Source organism: Klebsiella sp. HN106 (assembly GCF_051209435.1).
Classification (GTDB): domain Bacteria; phylum Pseudomonadota; class Gammaproteobacteria; order Enterobacterales; family Enterobacteriaceae; genus Klebsiella; species Klebsiella oxytoca.
The window spans coordinates 54,047-72,986 of the sequence record NZ_JBLURD010000007.1 but is presented as its reverse complement, the minus strand read 5'-3'; the positions used below and the strand labels follow the sequence as shown (position 1 = coordinate 72,986).

15 protein-coding genes and 1 pseudogene are annotated in these 18,940 nt (G+C 50.2%); 11 read left to right on the top strand and 5 right to left on the bottom strand.

Annotation, left to right across the window (positions count from 1 at the left end):
• Positions 1-292: 292 nt before the first annotated feature.
• A complete protein-coding gene (gene arsH, locus ACSIPU_RS17545) occupies positions 293-991 on the bottom strand; it encodes an arsenical resistance protein ArsH (protein WP_332942161.1) in 699 nt (232 codons plus the stop codon).
• 85 nt (positions 992-1,076) lie between these two features.
• On the opposite strand from arsH, the gene ACSIPU_RS17540 reads away from it, so the two are divergent.
• The 3 genes from ACSIPU_RS17540 to arsC are packed head-to-tail and all read left to right on the top strand — an operon-like array spanning position 1,077 to position 3,169.
• Positions 1,077-1,397: a metalloregulator ArsR/SmtB family transcription factor gene (locus tag ACSIPU_RS17540; protein ID WP_032938043.1), complete on the top strand. Its 321-nt coding sequence runs from the start codon at positions 1,077-1,079 to the stop codon at positions 1,395-1,397.
• 44 nt (positions 1,398-1,441) lie between these two features.
• Entirely contained in the window at positions 1,442-2,731 is a 1,290-nt protein-coding gene (locus ACSIPU_RS17535; protein ID WP_024274589.1) for an arsenic transporter, read from the top strand.
• A 12-nt stretch (positions 2,732-2,743) separates the two neighbouring features.
• Complete coding sequence (arsC, locus tag ACSIPU_RS17530) at positions 2,744-3,169, top strand: glutaredoxin-dependent arsenate reductase (RefSeq protein WP_332942162.1); 426 nt, start codon at positions 2,744-2,746, stop codon at positions 3,167-3,169.
• Between the two features lie 303 nt (positions 3,170-3,472).
• On the opposite strand, the gene ACSIPU_RS17525 is transcribed toward arsC, so the two are convergent.
• The 3 genes from ACSIPU_RS17525 to ACSIPU_RS17515 all read right to left on the bottom strand — a co-directional run bounded on the left by ACSIPU_RS17525 (position 3,473) and on the right by ACSIPU_RS17515 (position 5,155).
• Complete coding sequence (locus ACSIPU_RS17525; protein ID WP_024274587.1) at positions 3,473-3,877, bottom strand: H-NS family histone-like protein; 405 nt, start codon at positions 3,875-3,877, stop codon at positions 3,473-3,475.
• A 563-nt stretch (positions 3,878-4,440) separates the two neighbouring features.
• Complete coding sequence (locus ACSIPU_RS17520) at positions 4,441-4,668, bottom strand: hypothetical protein (protein WP_010434226.1); 228 nt, start codon at positions 4,666-4,668, stop codon at positions 4,441-4,443.
• Between the two features lie 268 nt (positions 4,669-4,936).
• Positions 4,937-5,155: a cold shock domain-containing protein gene (locus ACSIPU_RS17515; protein ID WP_332942163.1), complete on the bottom strand. Its 219-nt coding sequence runs from the start codon at positions 5,153-5,155 to the stop codon at positions 4,937-4,939.
• Positions 5,156-5,433: 278 nt separating this feature from the next.
• Between ACSIPU_RS17515 and cspF the strand changes: the two are divergent.
• From cspF to ACSIPU_RS17500, 3 genes and pseudogenes are all read left to right on the top strand, one after another.
• Positions 5,434-5,646: pseudogene (gene cspF / locus ACSIPU_RS17510) on the top strand (cold shock-like protein CspF).
• 75 nt (positions 5,647-5,721) lie between these two features.
• Positions 5,722-5,892, top strand: coding sequence for a YnfU family zinc-binding protein (locus ACSIPU_RS17505; protein WP_305955329.1), 171 nt, complete (start codon positions 5,722-5,724; stop codon positions 5,890-5,892).
• Positions 5,893-6,047: 155 nt separating this feature from the next.
• On the top strand, positions 6,048-14,630 hold the full coding sequence (locus tag ACSIPU_RS17500; RefSeq protein WP_332942164.1) for a GH36-type glycosyl hydrolase domain-containing protein: 8,583 nt from the start codon (positions 6,048-6,050) through the stop codon (positions 14,628-14,630).
• Positions 14,631-14,649: 19 nt separating this feature from the next.
• On the opposite strand, the gene ACSIPU_RS17495 is transcribed toward ACSIPU_RS17500, so the two are convergent.
• Positions 14,650-14,883: a hypothetical protein gene (locus ACSIPU_RS17495; protein WP_004132711.1), complete on the bottom strand. Its 234-nt coding sequence runs from the start codon at positions 14,881-14,883 to the stop codon at positions 14,650-14,652.
• A gap of 93 nt (positions 14,884-14,976) precedes the next feature.
• Between ACSIPU_RS17495 and ACSIPU_RS17490 the strand changes: the two genes are divergently transcribed.
• From ACSIPU_RS17490 to ACSIPU_RS17470, 5 genes are all read left to right on the top strand, one after another.
• Complete coding sequence (locus ACSIPU_RS17490; RefSeq protein ID WP_350308983.1) at positions 14,977-15,213, top strand: YnfU family zinc-binding protein; 237 nt, start codon at positions 14,977-14,979, stop codon at positions 15,211-15,213.
• Between the two features lie 69 nt (positions 15,214-15,282).
• Positions 15,283-15,555 (top strand): hypothetical protein, encoded by a 273-nt coding sequence (locus ACSIPU_RS17485; RefSeq protein WP_016247220.1) that lies wholly within the window; start codon positions 15,283-15,285, stop codon positions 15,553-15,555.
• A 202-nt stretch (positions 15,556-15,757) separates the two neighbouring features.
• Positions 15,758-16,666: a kdo(2)-lipid IV(A) palmitoleoyltransferase gene (gene lpxP / locus ACSIPU_RS17480; protein WP_332942165.1), complete on the top strand. Its 909-nt coding sequence runs from the start codon at positions 15,758-15,760 to the stop codon at positions 16,664-16,666.
• Positions 16,667-17,439: 773 nt separating this feature from the next.
• Positions 17,440-18,429 (top strand): glycosyltransferase, encoded by a 990-nt coding sequence (locus ACSIPU_RS17475; protein ID WP_047058004.1) that lies wholly within the window; start codon positions 17,440-17,442, stop codon positions 18,427-18,429.
• A gap of 3 nt (positions 18,430-18,432) precedes the next feature.
• Positions 18,433-18,888 (top strand): hypothetical protein, encoded by a 456-nt coding sequence (locus tag ACSIPU_RS17470; protein ID WP_223226960.1) that lies wholly within the window; start codon positions 18,433-18,435, stop codon positions 18,886-18,888.
• Positions 18,889-18,940: the final 52 nt, after the last annotated feature.

The window sequence follows — 18,940 nt, the reverse complement described above, 5'->3', positions numbered from 1 at the left end:
TCTCAACCGCCAGTGTGCCGGTTTTCAACCTCGGTTATAACACGCAATGGACAGGACTTCTGTTATTCCTTCGCCTAAAATTTAGCATGAAGCGCTTAGCTTGGGTGCAACCAGGATTTCATTAAACATCAAAATTAGTTTTGCATCATGACGCGCAAGCGCCACGTCATAACCAGAGTTACTAGTTCACCTCAAGGTAGTTTTTCATATTCTGACACAGGATGGGATATCTCCTTTGTGCCATAGTGGATGTTATTAATCTCATGCAGTATGGATTCACGAAAAATATACGTTAAATTTTGTCCTGATTGACACGGGATGAAAGCTCCTGATAGCTCTCTTTTCTCTCGCTGTAACGATCTGCAAGATAACCAGTTTGTCCCTTAAGCAGCACCGTGATTTTAAACAGCTCCTCGGCTACATCGACGATACGGTCATACCATGACGAAGGTTTCATTCGGCCGTTTTCGTCGAACTCTTGCCATGCCTTAGCAATGGAGGACTGGTTGGGGATCGTGAACATCCGCATCCATCGGCCCAGAATGCGCATTTGGTTCACCGCATTAAAGGACTGCGAACCACCGCAGACCTGCATCACTGCAAGTGTCTTGCCCTGCGAAGGACGAACCGCGCCTTCACTTAAGGGTATCCAGTCTATTTGCGCCTTCATCACCGCGCTCATCGTCCCATGCCGCTCAGGGGAACTCCACACCATCCCGTCACACCATCTGACCAGGCCGCGTAGTTCGGTGACCTTAGGGTGCGTGTCTGGCGCATCATCAGGCAGGGGTAAACCAGAGGGGTTAAAGAATTCCACCTCCGCGCCCATTGCAGTCAGAAGACGACCGGCTTCCTCCGCGGCAAAGCGGCTGTAGGAGCGCTCTCTTACTGAGCCATACAGGATAAGAATCCGTGGTGGCACTTGCAGGTTCAGGCGTTCAGCGATGTGTTGATCAAAGAATTCAATATTAAGGGCAGGAAATTGTTCCATTTTTCTCCTCCGGAGAGAGTAGATGATTTCAAATTTAACACATATGATTTATCATATATATATTCTAAAGGGAACGGAGTGAAAAATGCTACAACCTGTTCAGCTTTTCAAAATCCTGTCGGATGAAACTCGGCTCGCCATCGTCATGATTCTCCGGGAGTCAGGAGAACTGTGCGTTTGTGATATCTGCGCAGCCATTTCCGAATCACAACCCAAAGTCTCGCGACATATGGCTATCCTTCGTGAGGCCGGGCTGGTTCTGGACCGTCGTGAAGGCAAATGGATCCACTATCGTCTGTCACCCCACATACCGGCATGGGCAGCTGAGACAATCACGACGTCCTGGCAGTGTATGCGGGAGGATTTGTGTAAATGGCTGGATAAATCAGCCTGCACCTCCTGCTGAGAAAAGAAAACAAATTCACATAATCATATATAACGGAGTCTGAGATGCTTTTGGCGGGGAGTATATTTTTACTGACGTTGATACTGGTGATCTGGCAACCCGGAGGCCTGAGTATTGGCTGGAGTGCGAGTATCGGGGCTGTGCTGGCGCTGGTAACTGGAGTCATCCATATCGCTGATATTCCCGTTGTCTGGAATATCGTCTGGAACGCGACAGCGGCATTTATTGCGGTCATCATCATCAGCCTGCTGCTCGATGAGTCCGGCTTCTTTGAATGGGCCGCACTGCACGTCTCCCGCTGGGGTAACGGACGTGGCCGCCTTTTGTTTAGCTGGATAGTCTTGCTTGGGGCTGCTGTTGCTACACTGTTTGCCAATGACGGAGCCGCACTGATCCTGACGCCGATCGTAATTGCGATGCTGCTCGCACTGGGATTCAGTCAGGGCACGACACTGGCCTTTGTCATGGCCGCAGGATTTATTGCAGATACGGCCAGCCTGCCGCTCATTGTTTCTAACCTGGTGAATATCGTCTCGGCGGACTTTTTCGGTCTGGGCTTTACGCAGTATGCCTCCGTGATGATCCCCGTAGATGTGGCCGCGATTACGGCCACGCTGGTCATGCTGCATCTCTTCTTCCGCAGGGATATTCCGGTGACGTATGACGTTTCGCTGCTGAAGACGCCTGCCAGTGTGATAAAGGATCCGGCAACGTTCAGGGCGGGCTGGATTGTCCTGTTTTTGCTGCTTGTCGGTTTCTTTGTTCTGGAACCTCTTGGGATCCCGATAAGTGCGATAGCCGCTACTGGCGCAGCAGTACTGTTCATAGTGGCGAAAAGAGGTCACGCCATCAACACAGGAAAAGTCCTGCGCGATGCACCATGGCAGATAGTTATTTTTTCACTGGGCATGTACCTGGTGGTCTATGGCCTGCGCAATGCAGGGCTCACGGAGTCTCTGTCTGACGTGCTAAACCTGCTGGCAGAAAAGGGGTTATGGGCAGCAACGTTCGGCACCGGCTTCCTGACCGCGTTCCTGTCGTCGGTAATGAATAACATGCCGACGGTGCTGATTGGTGCGCTGTCGATTGACGGAAGTACGGCGACAGGTGTCGTCAAAGAGGCAATGATTTATGCCAACGTGATTGGCTGCGATTTAGGCCCGAAAATCACTCCGATTGGCAGTCTGGCAACCCTGCTGTGGCTACATGTGCTGGCACAGAAAAACATGACCATCACCTGGGGATATTACTTCCGCACCGGCATAATCATGACCCTGCCCGTGCTTTTCGTCACTCTGGCTGTGCTGGCGTGGCGGCTCTCTGTCACCTTGTAGCGAGATATTGATATGAGCAATATTACCATCTATCACAACCCGGCCTGTGGCACCTCACGTAACACGCTGGAGATGATCCGCAACAGCGGCAACGAACCGACAATAATTTATTATCTCGATACTCCCCCGACCCGTGATGAGCTTATTAAACTTATTTCAGATATGCGGATTACAGTGCGCGCCTTGCTGCGTAAAAACGCTGAACCTTATGAACGCCTGGGTCTTGATGAAGAGAAATTTAGTGATGAGCAGTTGATTGATTTCATGCTTCAAGATCCAATCCTGATTAATCGGCCGGTAGTCGTTACGCCGCTCGGTACTCGTCTTTGCCGCCCTTCGGAAATAGTGCTGGATATTCTTCCGGAAGGTCAGAAAGGAGCGTTTACCAAAGAGGATGGCGAGAAGGTCATTGACGAAACGGGAAAGCGGGTTAGGTAATCTGTCCACTTCAAGATATCGGACGCCTGTTTAATCTACGAGGGCGTCCGCTTGCCGTTCACTAAAGACCTCCAGCCTACTAACCCCGTCCGCATTATGCTATGAGAGGAAAAACTGTGGTGTTGGCTGCATTACAACTGCGTAATGTCACCATTAATACATTCTTTACCCAGTTTATAGCGCAACATAATCTCTTCATGAAACACCTTGTTGAAGCCGGTTACGAACCAGATGCTTCTCGACGATCCTCTAAGGATGGTTGTGGGCTATCCGTAAAAAGAGCCGGGTATGCCCGGCTCTTTTTTAGCTGATTTCGAAATCTTTTAATTCTCCACCTTCAGCAATCAGATTTGAGATCCGCTTCGGCATTCGCCCCTGACCTGACCATGTTTTTGACTCTCCAGTTTCGTCAGTATATCGATACTTCGCGGGGCGGGGGGAGCGCGTCCTTTTAGCCTTACCCGGAGAGCCAATAGCAGCTAAAAGTTCGGAGGGGTCGATACCCTCATCAAGCATCATCTGACGAAGTGTTTCCAGTTTATCGCGGCGCTGACTTTCATTTGCAAGACGTAATGTCTCTTCTTCTCGTCGTTCTATAAGAATAATTTTAAACTTTTCCAGAACATCTTCCAGTACATCTAATGACATTTCACGAGTCTGAGAACGTAAGGTACGGATATTGTTTAACTGTGTAAGAGCATCTGACATAAAGAGACCTTTTAAAGTTTTTTCGTTGTTCAGCAAATACCAATGTCGACGGTTGCTCATCAACCCGATTTTTCTTACTGAGCATTTTAATCCGATTGGTACATATTGTTATTAACGAGGTTTAGACTACTTATATAAATCTCTTATCGCAAGACAAAATTAAGAAGAATGTGCAAGAACTAAATTACAACTCCTACGAAATGTCCATGCATTTTTGAAGGTACTTAAAACTATGATGCCAGGAGTCATCCGGAGAGCCTTTTTATACCCTCATAACTTATTGCTTCAGTCACACCTGATGAGATTTGAAATGAGGAGAGACAGCGCCGCCACTTAGCAAGGTTTTCACAAATGGCAAGATGGCACGCAGGGGGGAGACACCTGCATTTTGTCAGAGGGTAGCGAATTACTCTCTCTTTATAGAGACGTTTCTAAAAAAGTGTAATGTAAAAAAAAAGCCTGCTGTTAGCAGGCCATAAATGCTTTTAACTCATTTTTTGTTCGATTCTGATAAATAGGGTAAGCATGCAATTAAACGTGGAGCAGAGAGCATGACAAAAATTCTATAAATATTTCCTGGCCGCATCAAGTATCTCCTGTGACGTTAACTCCCTGTCAGTAGCCACGTAAACAATACCATGATCGCCAGTTAAGGAAGGAAAACCTGCAGACATAATCCGAAGATGTGTTTCTTCACCGTTTGGATATTCCTGCCTGATAGAGGATATACCTTCCAGAACGGTCATGACTTTACAGGATTCAGCATTAAAGAAAACAAGGACTTTAATCATATTCTATTACCCTGTTCTCTCGTGGATATTAACTGGCAGATGCCATTAAGGTCAAAGCCATTACGCACTTCTTATTTAACATGTGGTTAGCTTGTGCTTTTAGACTTTTTATGCAGTAGTACTGCACTTCATCACATCGCTTAGCATACTCATAATTTTGAAAAATATGCTGATCAGATATTAAGAATAAACGACTTTCATCTGATTTAAGTTATGGATCTGTCTACTCAGGAATAATCCTTCATCGTTATCGCAGACCCACAATGATTTATTTATCGCAAAGTGTTACATTTGCAGCAGCAGGACCCTTGTCTCCGCGGTGAATGGCGAATTCAACTTTCTGACCTTCAAATAAAGTTTTAAAGTTGTCGCCATTAAGTGCAGAAAAATGGACAAAGATATCTTTGCTGCCATCAAGAGGAGAGATGAAGCCAAAACCTTTGTCTTCGTTAAACCATTTAACCAGGCCCATAATTCTCGAGGTCATACTGACTCCGTTATACATGATTGTATTGATAGTAAACGTATAAGATTAAACGTATGGACTCAAAAGAGGGGATATCAACGATAGCGCCTGGTAATGAGAACTGCCCGGAAAATTTCTAACTTTCATTAGTACATCGAACTGATGGGATTCATTAAGACACAGGGAATCGATATAAGCAAATTATCTTTTAGCCGTCCAGAGGTCCTGTAGGGAAAATAAAAGTGGCTGAATGCCATTTTCAATGTATAGTCTTTAAGTGTTTTCAATAAGGAATTGACTTGTCCCATAAAATGACAGGAATTGTCAAAAGCTTTGATATTCTTAGTGGTAAAGGCCTCATCATCCCATCTGATGGACGAAAAGACGTTCTGCTTCACATTTCAGCCGTTAACTCTCGCTAATCAGAATTACTCATCCCTGGAAGCCGCATAGAGTCTTGCCGGATAAACGGTCTCAGGGGGCCTGTGGCTGCGAACATTTATCTTTCCTGATTTTCAGTATGTCAAAATAGATAGATTAAAACTTAACCACATGTGGTACGGTGAAGCTCATTCATTGAAAGGTTAATGGTTATGTCTGTTATCAATTACGCAATGAAATTCTTCAGCAGTGCGTCTACTGCCACTGCTGCCTGTCCTGTTTGTGGCTTAAAATCAGTACAACCGTTGTCAAAAATCCGGCTCAACCAAACCATGCTTTGCCCCGGATGTAAGGCTCTGTTTATCTCCCGACGCTAGCTCGACCAAAATCGCAGAACAGAGCTCATGTCCTATACTTATGTTAGATTCCGGCAGCTGTTAAATCCCTGATGCCTGACGCCCATCCTGAGAGAACGTTTCTGAACTGATTTCGCAACTGCTCCTGCGCGCTAACGTCGCATCAGAGCAATGCTATGAAAATGATCCCCAGAGCGTGGTTTAACCGCTCCCGTATTCTGATGAATGCTGCCGAAAACATAACGTTTTCGGCGAACGATCCTGCCGGTGAAAGCTCGCCGCGGTCAGAACTCTTTTCGACCGTCCAGATGGAACGCTACGGCCAGAAGCTGGCGCGGACTCATAAAGTATCACCGGATAGGCATCCTTATTATCTTCTGAAACGGCTTGGCGACAATGAGGCCGTCATTACCCAAAACTGCTATGAGCTTAACGCGGGTAAAAAGACCAGTATCATGCCCGCCGGTGAATGGCTGCTGGACAATTATTATCTGATTGAGGAACAAATCCGCACTGTCCGCCAGCATCTGCCGAAAAGCTTTGGCAAAGGTCTTCCGTCGCTGGTATCGCCGTTGAATTGCCCACGAATTTATCATATTGCATCAGAGGCCATTGCTCACGGCGATGGCCGCTGGGATGCCGCCAGCCTGACCAGCTATCTCACTGCCTATCAACAGGTGACGCCGCTGACGCTGGGTGAAGTCTGGGCGTTACCGGGAATGCTGCGCCTTGCGCTGATTGAAAATCTTCGTCGTATCAGTATGGAAGTGATAAAAGCGCAGCAGGACAGAAACCTTGCTGATACGTGGATAACAAGGATTGTCGAATGTGCAGAGAGTGCGCCTGGTGATTTAATCATGGTGGTTGCCGATATGGCGCGCTCCCGACCTCCGTTAACCAGTGCGTTTGTCGCAGAGCTGGTGCGGCGCCTGCAGGGGCATGGCAACGCGCTGTCGTTACCTCTGACCTGGGTTGATCAGTGCCTTCGGGAACAGGGGATCACCACTGACGTTCTCATACATAGTTTCAATCAGCAGCTTGCCGCCAGCCAGCTGTCCGTCAGTAACAGCATCGCGGGCCTGCGTTTATTGAGTGAAACGGACTGGGCTGATTTCGCCGAAACGATAAGCGTTGTCGAACAGGCATTACGCAATGATCCTGCCGGCATCTATCCCCGGATGCATTTCAATACCCGGGATCATTACCGGCACGTAGTTGAGGTTCTGGCCAGAGACAGCGGTCTCAGCGAGCCTGAGGTTGCTGAGAAGGCGCTGGCGTTTTCAGAGGAAAAAGCGCCTGATACACCGGAACATCATGTTGGTTATTATCTTGCGGGCGAAGGTCGACAGGCGCTGGATATTCATCTCCTGGCAGACGCCTCAAGGCTCATACGCTTGCGGCACAGTTTCAACAGAATAACCCTGCTGTCATGGCTTGGAAGCCTGGCGTTGCTGACAACCGCAGCGACCGCAGCAATATTGCACGAAACCGCCATGCAGGGGGCAGACTGGCTATTGATCGCGGTGATATTACCTCTGATTATCGCATTAACTCAGTTAATGAGCGATTTGCTCAGTGATGCAACCACCCGTTTTCGCGTTCCTCGACCCTTGCCGGGGATGGATTTTTCAGCCGGTATTCCCGCTGACAGTGCCACCATGTTAGTCATTCCCTGCATGTTGACCAGCCACGAAAGTTTCAGCCAGCTCCTCACCAGTCTTGAAGTCTGCTGGTTGGGGAATGAAAACGAAAATCTCAGGTTCGCGCTGCTCACTGATTTTGCTGATTCTGAAAATGAACCCTCGCCGGAAAGTCACGCACTGCTCAGACAGGCTATCGCCGATACGCAGGCGCTTAATCGCCGCTACCCCTCCGGCCGACCACGTTTTTATCTGTTACATCGCCAGCCTGAATGGAACCCCTCGGAAGGCGCGTGGATGGGCTATGAACGCAAGCGGGGAAAACTGGCGTTACTGAACAGCTGGTTGCGCCATCCCGGAACGCAATTCGTCAGCGTTGCAGAGATGCCTGCCCACCTTTTACCGGGTCACATAAAATACGTCATTACCCTGGACAGCGATACGGTGCTCCCGCGCGATACGGCACACAAACTCGTCGCGACGATGGCGCATCCGCTGAATACGCCTGAGTATGATCCGGTACGCCAGAGGGTTGTCAAAGGATTCGGTATTTTACAGCCCGGTCTTGCGGAGGAGATACCACGCAACGGTCAGGGGCGTTACGCAGCCCTGCGCAGCAGCGTACCGGGCAATAACCCTTATTCGATGATGTCTTCGGATATTTATCAGGATCTCTTTGGGGAAGGCTCGTTTGTGGGCAAAGGGATTTACGATGTTGATATTTTTATGCAGGCCACTACGAACATCTGCCCGGAAAATCTGGTACTCAGCCACGATCTGCTTGAAGGATGCTATGCACGTTCGGGTCTGCTGAGCGAGGTGTTACTGTACGAACAGTACCCTAATAATTATCTGTCGGATGTTGCACGACGTTCACGCTGGATCCGGGGTGACTGGCAACTGCTTAACTGGCTAAAACCACGCGTCAGAAAAGCCGATGGAACCCGGGTCAGGAATCCGCTGACCGCGCTTTCTTACTGGAAATTACTCGATAATCTACGTCGCAGTCTGGTCGCCCCCTCCTTACTGATATTGCTGTTCTTCACTCTGCTTTGGGTACCCAATCCGGTTTACTGGCTGGGCATACTGTTGCTGATATGGTTGTTGCCAGCCATCCTCTGCATTAGCCACGACCTTCTGCATAAACCTCTGCGTCGCCGCGTGAAGTCGCATCTGTTACTGGTGGGGGCGGGCGCGCTAAAGCGTCTGTCAGGTATCAGCCTTAATTTTGCGATACTGCCGCACGAAGCCGGATATTCGCTGAAAGCGATCGCCGTGACGCTATGGCGACTGGGAATAAGCAGGCGTCACCTCAGCCAGTGGGTCAGCCACAGCCAGGACAGCAGTCAGGCCAGACCCACTGTTGCACGTTTTTATCAGGCGATGTGGCTGAACGCTGCCGGTGGCGTGGCGCTGACAATACTGACCGGACAATTTGCCCCACAGCTGCTGGGGATTGCGTTACCGATCGGTTTGGTATGGTGTGTGGCACCGCTGCTGATGAGCTGGCTGAGTCGCCAGCCCGTGCGAAAGGTTTTTTCGCCTAATCAGGAACAAAAACAGCTGTTACGCCAGACAAGCCGTGAAATCTGGGCTTTTTTTGAAACATTTGCCACAGCAAAAGAGAACTGGCTTCCGCCTGATAATTATCAGGAAATACCACAACCGACGGTGGCACACCGAACTTCTCCTACCAATATTGGTCTTTCACTTATGGCTAACCTGACGGCATGGGACTTTGGCTACCTGCCTGGCGGAGAGGTGCTCCGGCGCGTGTCGCTCACGCTCGACACGATGGATAAAATGGAGCACTACCGGGGCCATCTCTACAACTGGTATGACACCCGTACGCTGGTCCCCCTCAGTCCACGCTATATCTCCAGCGTCGACAGCGGCAATATGGCCGGGCATTTATTGACCCTGCGTGCAGGCCTGTCCGCCATGCGTCATCAGCCTGTTTTAAGCAACCAACAGATACTGGCAGGACTGAACGATACGCTGGATATTCTGGAAAAACAGTGGGGTAAGAACCCACCTGACAGCCTGAGACTGCTGCGCAAGCATTGCCTGAACGCGGTGTCGCTCTCTCCGCAGGCGCTTTTCAGCGAACTGAAAAGCATGCGCACCCAGTGCAACCATCTGACCAGCGCATGTCATCAGGGATCTCCTCTTCAGATGCGCTGGGCTGGACATCTGGAGCATCAACTGGTTCAGCTTTGCCATGAGTGGTCTCTGTTGCTTGGCTGGTTGCCTGCATCCTGGAATGAACAGACGCTGCCGACGCTGAGCGAGCTTGCCCGTCCGACATTAACCGGTACAGGAACGCCTCCGGCGTCAGTGGCGGAGCAGGCCCGAATGCGACTCAATATTATCACCGAGCTGGAACAGCGGCTGGATGAGCATGCCCGGATGGATTTCGCCTTTCTGTACAGTGAAGCAACCAGTCTGCTCAGCGTCGGTTATAACTGTGACACCAATATGCCTGACAAGAGCCACTACGATCTCCTGCCGTCTGAAATCCGCCTGACCAGTTTTCTTGCCATTGCGACTAATCAGCTGCCTCTTAAAAGCTGGTACGCGCTGGGTCGATTGTTTACCACGATTGATAATGAAACTGCCCTGATGTCATGGAGCGGATCCATGTTTGAATATCTGATGCCGAATCTGGTGATGCCCACCTGGCCCGGCAGCCTGCTCGATGAAATGAGTCAGTCGGCGGTTATGCGCCAGATTCACTGGGGGAAAGAACGCGGGGTACCATGGGGTGTTTCAGAGTCTGGCTATCATGCTTTTGATGTTCAGCATAATTATCAGTATCAGGCATTTGGCGTACCGGGGCTCGGTCTACGCAGGGGACTTGCCGATGACATGGTTGTCGCTCCTTACGCCACGCTGCTGGCGCTGATGGTTTCCCCGCAGAAAGCTTGTGAGAACCTGTTCAGGCTGCAAAAAAATGGTGCATGCGGAGAATACGGTTTTTATGAAGCGCTGGACTATACCCCCTCACGTCTTGCAACCGGTCAGCTCTATGCGGTGGTACAGTCCTGGATGGCGCATCACCAGGGTATGGCATTTCAGGCGCTGGCTCATGTGCTGCTTGATGCCCCCATGACTGAACGCTTTATGTCCAGTACGGTATTCCGGTCAGCGAGTCTGCTGTTACAGGAGCGCGTGCCGGATGCGGTCGATCTGTACAGTCCGCGCCGTCATTTTGAATCTCATGAGGGCATGGTCAAACCCGTTCGCTATGAACCCCGTATTTTCTATAGCGTGGATACCCCCGCCCCGGATATTCAACTCCTGTCCAACGGCCATTATCATCTGATGTTGACCGCGGGCGGCGGCGGTTACAGTCGCTGGAATGATATTGCACTAACGCGCTGGCGCAGTGATACCACCCGTGATAACTGGGGAGCATTCTGCTACATCCGCGATACCCAGACGGGAGATGTGTGGAGCAATACCTGGCAACCAACAGGCTACACCAGCGGACAAGACGAGGAAGTGTTGTTCACCGATGCGGGGGCAGAATTCAGACGCAGCTTAGGGGGACTCAGCGTCAAAACTCAGGTGGTGATCTCTCCGGAGGATGATGTTGAATTGCGACGGCTCACACTGATTCATCGTGGTCGCAAGCCTCGCTCTCTGGAGCTGACAACCTATGCTGAAGTGGTACTGGCACCTGATGCCAGCGATCTGGCACACCCGGCATTCAGCAATTTGTTTATTCAGACTGAGCTGGCTCCTGAGCGTGACGCTATTCTTTGCCACCGGCGCCCGCGCTCACCGGATGAACCGGGCCCTTGCCTGTTTCACATGATGGTGGTGCACGGCGATAACCGACATAACGTGTCGTTTGAAACGGACAGGGCAAGGTTTATTGGACGTGGCAGAAACCCTGCGAATGCACAGGCAATAGAGACGGGAGGGATGCTAGGCAACACGTCGGGCTCGGTGCTGGATCCGATACTGGCAATTCGCAACGCCATTATTCTGCAGCCGGGGCAGCCGGTTACGATTGATATCATTTATGGCATCAGCGAGACCCGTCAGCAGAGCCTGGCGTTGCTGGAGAAATATCGCGATTACCCTATCGCCGATCGCGTCTTTGAACTGGCCTGGTCTCACAGTCTGGTGGTATTGCGCCAGATGAACGCCAGTGAAGATGATGCCACGTTGTTCAATAGTCTCGCCAGCGCTGTGCTTTACCCTGTCCAGGAGCTGCGCGCCGAAGGCCAGGCGATCGGCCGCAACCGGCGTGGCCAGTCCGGACTGTGGGGCTGGGCAATTTCAGGGGATCTGCCGATAGTGCTGCTGAGTATAACCAGCGAGGAAAGTATCACCTCAGTGACCACACTGATTCAGGCACACCGTTACTGGAGACAGAAAGGGCTGGATGTTGATTTAGTTATCCTGAATAACAGCCCCGGCGGCTACCAGCAGGGATTACAAAATCAGATTATGGAGTTAATTTATGCCGGGTCTGAAGCCAGTCTGCTGGATAAAAAGGGCGGGCTTTTTGTCCGCAACGGTGAGCATCTCTCCGCTGAGGATAAGTTGCTTTTGATGAGCGTGGCCTGTCTTTATCTTGATGACCGCGCAGGGGGGATTAATGAGCAGCTTAACCAGCGTATTCATACCCTGAAATCGCCGGCAAGGGCATTCATTCCGCGTGCTGTGCGCGAGCGTAATCAACATACGGACTGGAGCCCTGATACCAGTCAGTTATGCCATTTCAATGGGTACGGTGGATTTTCTCAGGATGGGCGGGAGTATCAGATCGTCCTTCGGGAAAATGCGCTTACACCGGCTCCCTGGTCGAACATACTGGCAAATTCTCGTTTTGGCAGTGTGATCTCAGAGGCAGGGCAGGCCTATACCTGGTATGAGAATGCCCATGAATACCGGTTGACGCCGTGGGAGAACGATCCGGTGAGCGATCGCAGCGGCGAGGCATTTTACCTGCGCGATGAAGAGAGCGGGGAGTGCTGGTCGCCGACGGCTTTACCTGTTCGCGGACACGGTGATTACCTGACCCGCCATGGTTTTGGCTACAGCGTTTTTGCCCATCGTGAGAGTGGTATAGACAGCGAGTTGACGGTCCTGGTTGCTGAAGAAGATCCGGTTAAACTGGTGCTCCTGACGCTCAGTAACTCTTCGGGACGGACACGTCAACTTTCCGTCACAGGCTATGTAGAGTGGACGCTCGGAGAAACACGAACGCGCTCAGCCCCTCACATTGTGACACATGTGGCCAGAACGCCCGGCGGCTGCGGGATACTTGCGAATAACTTTTATGGTGATAATGGTGGCGGCCGAACTACATTTTTTGCCGTCAGCGGTAATGACTGTTCTCTGACAGGGGACCGCCGGGAGTTTATTGGCCGTAATGGTTCCCTTCACGCCCCTTCGGCTATGAAACTGCAAAAGCTTTCTGGTAAGACGGGGGCCGGTCTGGATCCCTGCGGAGCGGTGCAATCGGCGGTTACATTAATTGACGGGGACCAGAGGACGTTTATTTTTATCCTCGGCGCAGAGGAGAATGATGTTTGTGCTCAGGAGACGCTGGCCCGCTACATGAACGAGGATACGGTCCGTCAGGAGCTGAACCGGATTCATAATCACTGGCACAATGTTCTCGATAAAATCGTAGTTAACACCCCCGACACGTCCGTAAATTTACTGGTTAATGGCTGGCTGTTGTATCAGACGGTCGCCTGCCGTCTTATGGCCCGGAGTGGCTACTATCAGTCTGGCGGTGCATTTGGTTTTCGCGATCAGCTGCAGGATACGCTGGCTCTGAGCCATGCTGCTCCGGACCGGATGCGTGAACAGATAATACTCTGTGCATCACGGCAGTTTATCGAGGGGGATGTGCAGCACTGGTGGCACCCGCCACACGGCAACGGTGTGCGTACCCGCTGTTCCGATGACTATCTTTGGCTGCCGCTTGCTGTTTGCCACTATGTTGAAACGACGGGGGATATGGATGCACTGGAAATACGCATTCCTTATCTGGAGGGACGCTCGCTTCAGCCTGGTGAAGAGTCTGTCTATGACACGCCGGTCATCAGCGGCACCGAAGAGACACTCTGGTTACACTGCGTCAAAGCTATTCACTATGGACTTCGCTTCGGGGAGCATGGCCTGCCGCTGATGGGGGCTGGTGACTGGAATGACGGGATGAACCGGGTGGGTATCGAAGGCAAAGGTGAAAGCGTCTGGCTGGGCTTCTTCCTGTACGACATTTTGCAGCGGTTTGCAGCGCTGGCGGAGCGCAGGCTGGATGAAAGCGTCGCCGCGATGTGCCGTTCACAGGCTCTGCGCCTGCAAAGTAATCTCGAAGCCCACGCCTGGGATGGGGAATGGTACCGGCGCGGGTATTTTGACGATGGTACTCCCCTGGGATCGAAAACCTCACAGGACTGCCGGATTGATGCGATTGCGCAGAGCTGGTCTGTATTGTCCGGCGCCGCGAGCCCGGGACGGTGCGCAAAGGCCATGCAGGCGCTGGATAAGCACCTTGTGGATAACGAAGGAGGGCTGATCAAACTGTTAACGCCTCCTTTCGACGGACACGGTCCAAATCCGGGCTACATACAGGGGTACCTGCCCGGCGTGCGGGAAAACGGAGGGCAGTATACGCATGGCGCCATCTGGGCAGTGATGGCCTTTGCCCGAATGGGGAATGCCGGACGAGCCTGGCAACTCTGGTCAATGCTCAACCCTATAAATCATACCCTGAATGCGGACTCTGTCGGGATTTATAAAGCTGAGCCTTATGTCATGAGTGCTGATGTCTACAGCGTCGCTCCCCATACCGGACGTGCAGGGTGGAGCTGGTATACCGGTTCCGCAGGCTGGGCCTGGCGTTTACTTACCGAGGAATTACTGGGGATAAAACGTTCCGGCACTGACTTTAGTGTTCATGCCAGGTTACCGGATGAGTGGTCGTCTTTTTCTATGGCATATCAATATGGTGAAAGCCATTATCAGATTAGTGTTTCACGCGGCGATGCAGAATATTGCGTGACGCTGGATGGTGTTCTCCTCCCTGATGACAGAATACCGCTGAAGGATGATGGACAAAACCATACGGTTGAGATCATTCAGAACTGACACTGATCCCGGAGGTGCATTAACGTCTGCCGTTAATGCGCTGATTATCCCTGAGAACATCAATCGCAGTCTGCATGGCGATTTTGTCATCCCGCCTTTTTTGTTTGTCCTGCATGACCTGAAGGTATTCCAGCAAGGTGCGGGTATTAATCGGTCGGCCCTGTTTACCCACAGCCAGCACGGCTTCGCCAAGAATAATTTTCACAGGCGGTAGTTGTGCCGGATACCAGTCAAGGGTGTCTTCTGATTTCATCTTAAATTTCTCACGGAAGGGTAGTGTATCATAAATAAGACGTTCAATTTTCAATATCTGATATCCTGATTCAGACACAACTTAACATAACTTATGCCAGTTATTTTTATATTAAAGCGTATAATAATTACTGTATTCCTCAGAGAATTATTTATGTCTTATACAAATGGGCTCAGGTATTTTAAAGAAAGACCGGTTCATGTTGCCTGCCCGGTATGTGCACACAGAGCCGATCAGAAAGCAGGTAAACTAAGAAAAGATGCGGTTCTTGAGTGCCCTGCCTGCGGACTGTTGTTCAGACCTTCAGAATGCTGGTGTATCGGCGGCTGATCACTTAACGTCAGTGATGTCGGAAAATGACAACATTCCTCCTGTACTGCTGTTGTCGAGGGTATGATAATGAAATCTAAAAAATCTGTTTTTATTGAAGGGCATATCATGTCGAACAGCTGTCACGGACAGCCTGGCCAACCTTTCTGTATTCACCGGGTCAGGTTTAGTAATGGTAAATATGCGATTATTCGGGTGGCATCCGGGATATGTTTCAAACCAGGCGAAATTATTCAACGAAACGATTGTGAGTGGTTTTATAAACTTACCAAAATTCGGCTTCTTTCTTTTGAGTACCTTGATGATGATGAATCAAGAAGACAATTCCTTGAGTATCAATGATAAAACCATGGATTTATAACAGAATAAATTTGCTGGCTTACAATTCACCCTTGGCTCTTTAAATTATTCACCAGTCATTGGAAAATATTTTTTCCTAAATTTAGATGAATTTAAATTATCTAAAACAAAATGTATCGCTAAAGACGAATTGCCTCATTGTTTTCCTTTTGCGTTATAACCTTCATTAGCATTAAGGAAATTTATGGCACAGACTTTTACTCATAATTTACTTCATCCTCGCCACTGGCTTACCTGGTCTGGTTTGGGTCTGCTGTGGCTTCTCGTTCAACTTCCTTACCCGGTTTTACATATTCTGGGCTCTGGCCTTGGAAAAATATCCAGACCCTTTCTGAAACGCCGGGAACGGATTGCGATTAGAAATATCGAACTGTGCTTTCCCGAGATGACACCGTTTGCCCGGAGCCAGATGGTCAATAAAAACTTTGTTTCTCTCGGGCTGGGACTGATGGAAACAGGAATGGCCTGGTTCTGGAGCGATGCGAGAGTCAAAAAATGGTTTGATGTCGAAGGGCTTGAAAACCTGACCGGTGCGACAAGAGGAGTAATGGTTGTCGGGATTCATTTTATGTCCCTTGAGTTGTGTGGAAGAGTAATGGGGTTATGCCATCCTATGATGGCAACGTATCGCCCACACAATGATCCATTAATGGAATGGGTACAGACAAAAGGGCGTATGCGTTCAAATAAAGCTATGATTAATCGACGTAATTTATCTGGTTTTGTTCATGCGCTAAAAGCTGGTGAAGCCGTTTGGTTTGCACCAGACCAGGATTATGGGTCTAAAGGAAGCGTTTTTGCACCTTTTTTCTCGGTAAAAAAAGCAGCAACGACGAACGGAACGTATGCCCTTTCAAAACTCGCTGGTGCACTCTTGATCACACTTAGCATGATTCGACGTAGCGATAAAAAAGGTTATCACATGTATATCAGCAATCCGTTATCAGGCTATCCAGGGGAAGACAAGGTCGCCGCAGCGGCTTATATGAACAAGATCATCGAGCGTGAAATTCTCCGTGCCCCTGAGCAATACCTGTGGATGCATCGCAGGTTCAAAACGCGTCCTGAAGGCGAAGTCTCTTTATACAAATGAACAACTCTACTTGTCACGAGCCAGAATCCATCTTTCTTGCCACTGCGTATTTGTAAAAAATGGGACAGGGGATTATTCGATCGGCTTCATGTTAACGATGGCGTAACTGACAACCAAGGTTAATCAATTGAACCTGTTCGGATTTGAAGGTCCGCTTCTCGCTTATAGCTGCCATTCAAAGCGATAATAATTTTTGTATATTTTCTCTTCCACATGATGTCAGTTATCGGGAATGGTTTGACTATCCAGCAGGCATAGCATCCTTTACAGCTCGACAAACCGAACGCTCCGATAGGGTATGCAGGCACACGGATGGCGTGTAAAGCAGAGTGAAAAAGATGATCGATTAAACCGATCGATTTTATAAAATTGATCTGCAAAATGAATTATCCGGCACGCTAGTGCCTGTGCTAAATTCCCAGCAATTCATTTAACGTATTGTTTATTAGTTTATTTCCTGTCTTCTGGTGGGCGCCCTTCTTTTGTCCTGCGGGCACGGCATGGGAATGCGACAGCAGGTGATGGAATGAAAAGATGTGCCCGATGTAACAAGAAAAGAAGCATTCTGGACCGGATTTTCGGGCTGGATAAAGAATTTTGCGATGGCTGTCTGATGGTGGTTAACCAGGAAATCAGAGAAAAACGAGTGGTGTCCACACCAGCACGAAAATCACCGGGACGCTCTTCCTGACAATGTTTCGTACCCGGCAGGTTATTGCCTCTGATGGGGTAACAACTCTGAAGCTTCCCTCTGTTTACATTCCCTTTGATCAATGAAAATCAACATCGATATCAGCGTCATCATTCCTGCCTTCAATGCAGTTGACAGCATCGGGGCTCTGGTCCATACACTGCTTGGCGAAACAACGCTCAGTACTGAAATCATTGTTGTGGATGACGGTTCAACCGACGAAACATGGACGCTACTCAGCGCCATTACAGATGAACGGCTTATTCTCATTCGTCAGGAAAATCAGGGCGTGTATGCTGCCCGTAATGCTGCACTGGCGATTCACCGTGGTGAATGGGTGGTGTTCCTGGATGCGGATGACCGGGTTGCGGCAGATTTTCTGCAGGAGCGGCTGCGCACAGCCCGCGAAGCACAGGCCGATGTCGTCCTTTTCAATGCCCGGCATACAGACAGCGCCGGACATCTGCGGCATACCGTTCACCGCAGACAGCCTTACGGTCAGACGCTGACGGGTCAGCAGTGGATACGCCATTGCGTCAGTCAGAGGGAATGGCCGCATTATCTGTGGCTGCAGATAATCCGTTCAGCGTATATTCGCGAGCATGACCTGCGATTCCAGGAAGGGAAAAGCCACAAGGACATTCTCTGGACGATACAGCTTGCCGCCGCAGATGGCCGATTTTATTTCTCTGACAGACAGGATTACCTGTGGGTGAATAACCCGGCGTCAATTACCCACCGCCCGGATTATTACGATATCCGCGCGTTCAGCTATTGCGACGTGATTGCAGATATTCTGGCACTCAGTACACAGACGCAGTACCGATCTGTCAGACGAGCGCTGGTCAGGCATGCGCTGGTGGAAAGCCGCCATTTTCTGGGCCTGTACCGGCGCAGGGTGAATGACCGGCTGGCGGTCCGGGCGCGTTTTCGTGCGCGGATAGCCTTTCGCCATCTGGTATCCGGCGTGAGCAACCTGAGCGATGTCTTTTTCCTCCTGAAGCTGGTCCGCAATATTTATCTGCCTGGTGTCCGCAATACTCCCGCAGCCGTTTCGCAGGTGCGGCGTTAATCCATGGATATCGCAACGCTTCTGGCGCGGTCGTGGCAAACTGCGACAACGGGTGATGACTCCATTCGCTCCGCCAGGGATATCGTCGAACACTGGTATGATAAAGGCGGTGACCTCACCCGACGGACCCGACGGTTTATGCTGCGGGAATGCCTGTGGATAGCCGCACATTACCGGGACACTGAAACGGTACTCACCCGACAGTTTCGCCTGCTGGCCGTGTTACTGTATCTGGGCGGTTATTTTCCGAAAGGAAATGTCGACGGTATGCTCCCGGAGAAATGTTTCATTTTACTGAACGCCCCGGAATTAAGCCCCATCCTGACAGACGATACGGCCCCTGATGTTCTGGCGGCGTCCTGCCACACCCTCTTCTACCTCAGACGGATATCTCCGTTAAGGTGTTACCACCATACGCGCTGTCTGAGCGAACATCTTTTTCAACTAATGGAGATCTGATAAAAGCGCCAGTCTTTGTACTGGTACCTGAGGGGCTGATCGCTGACGGTGT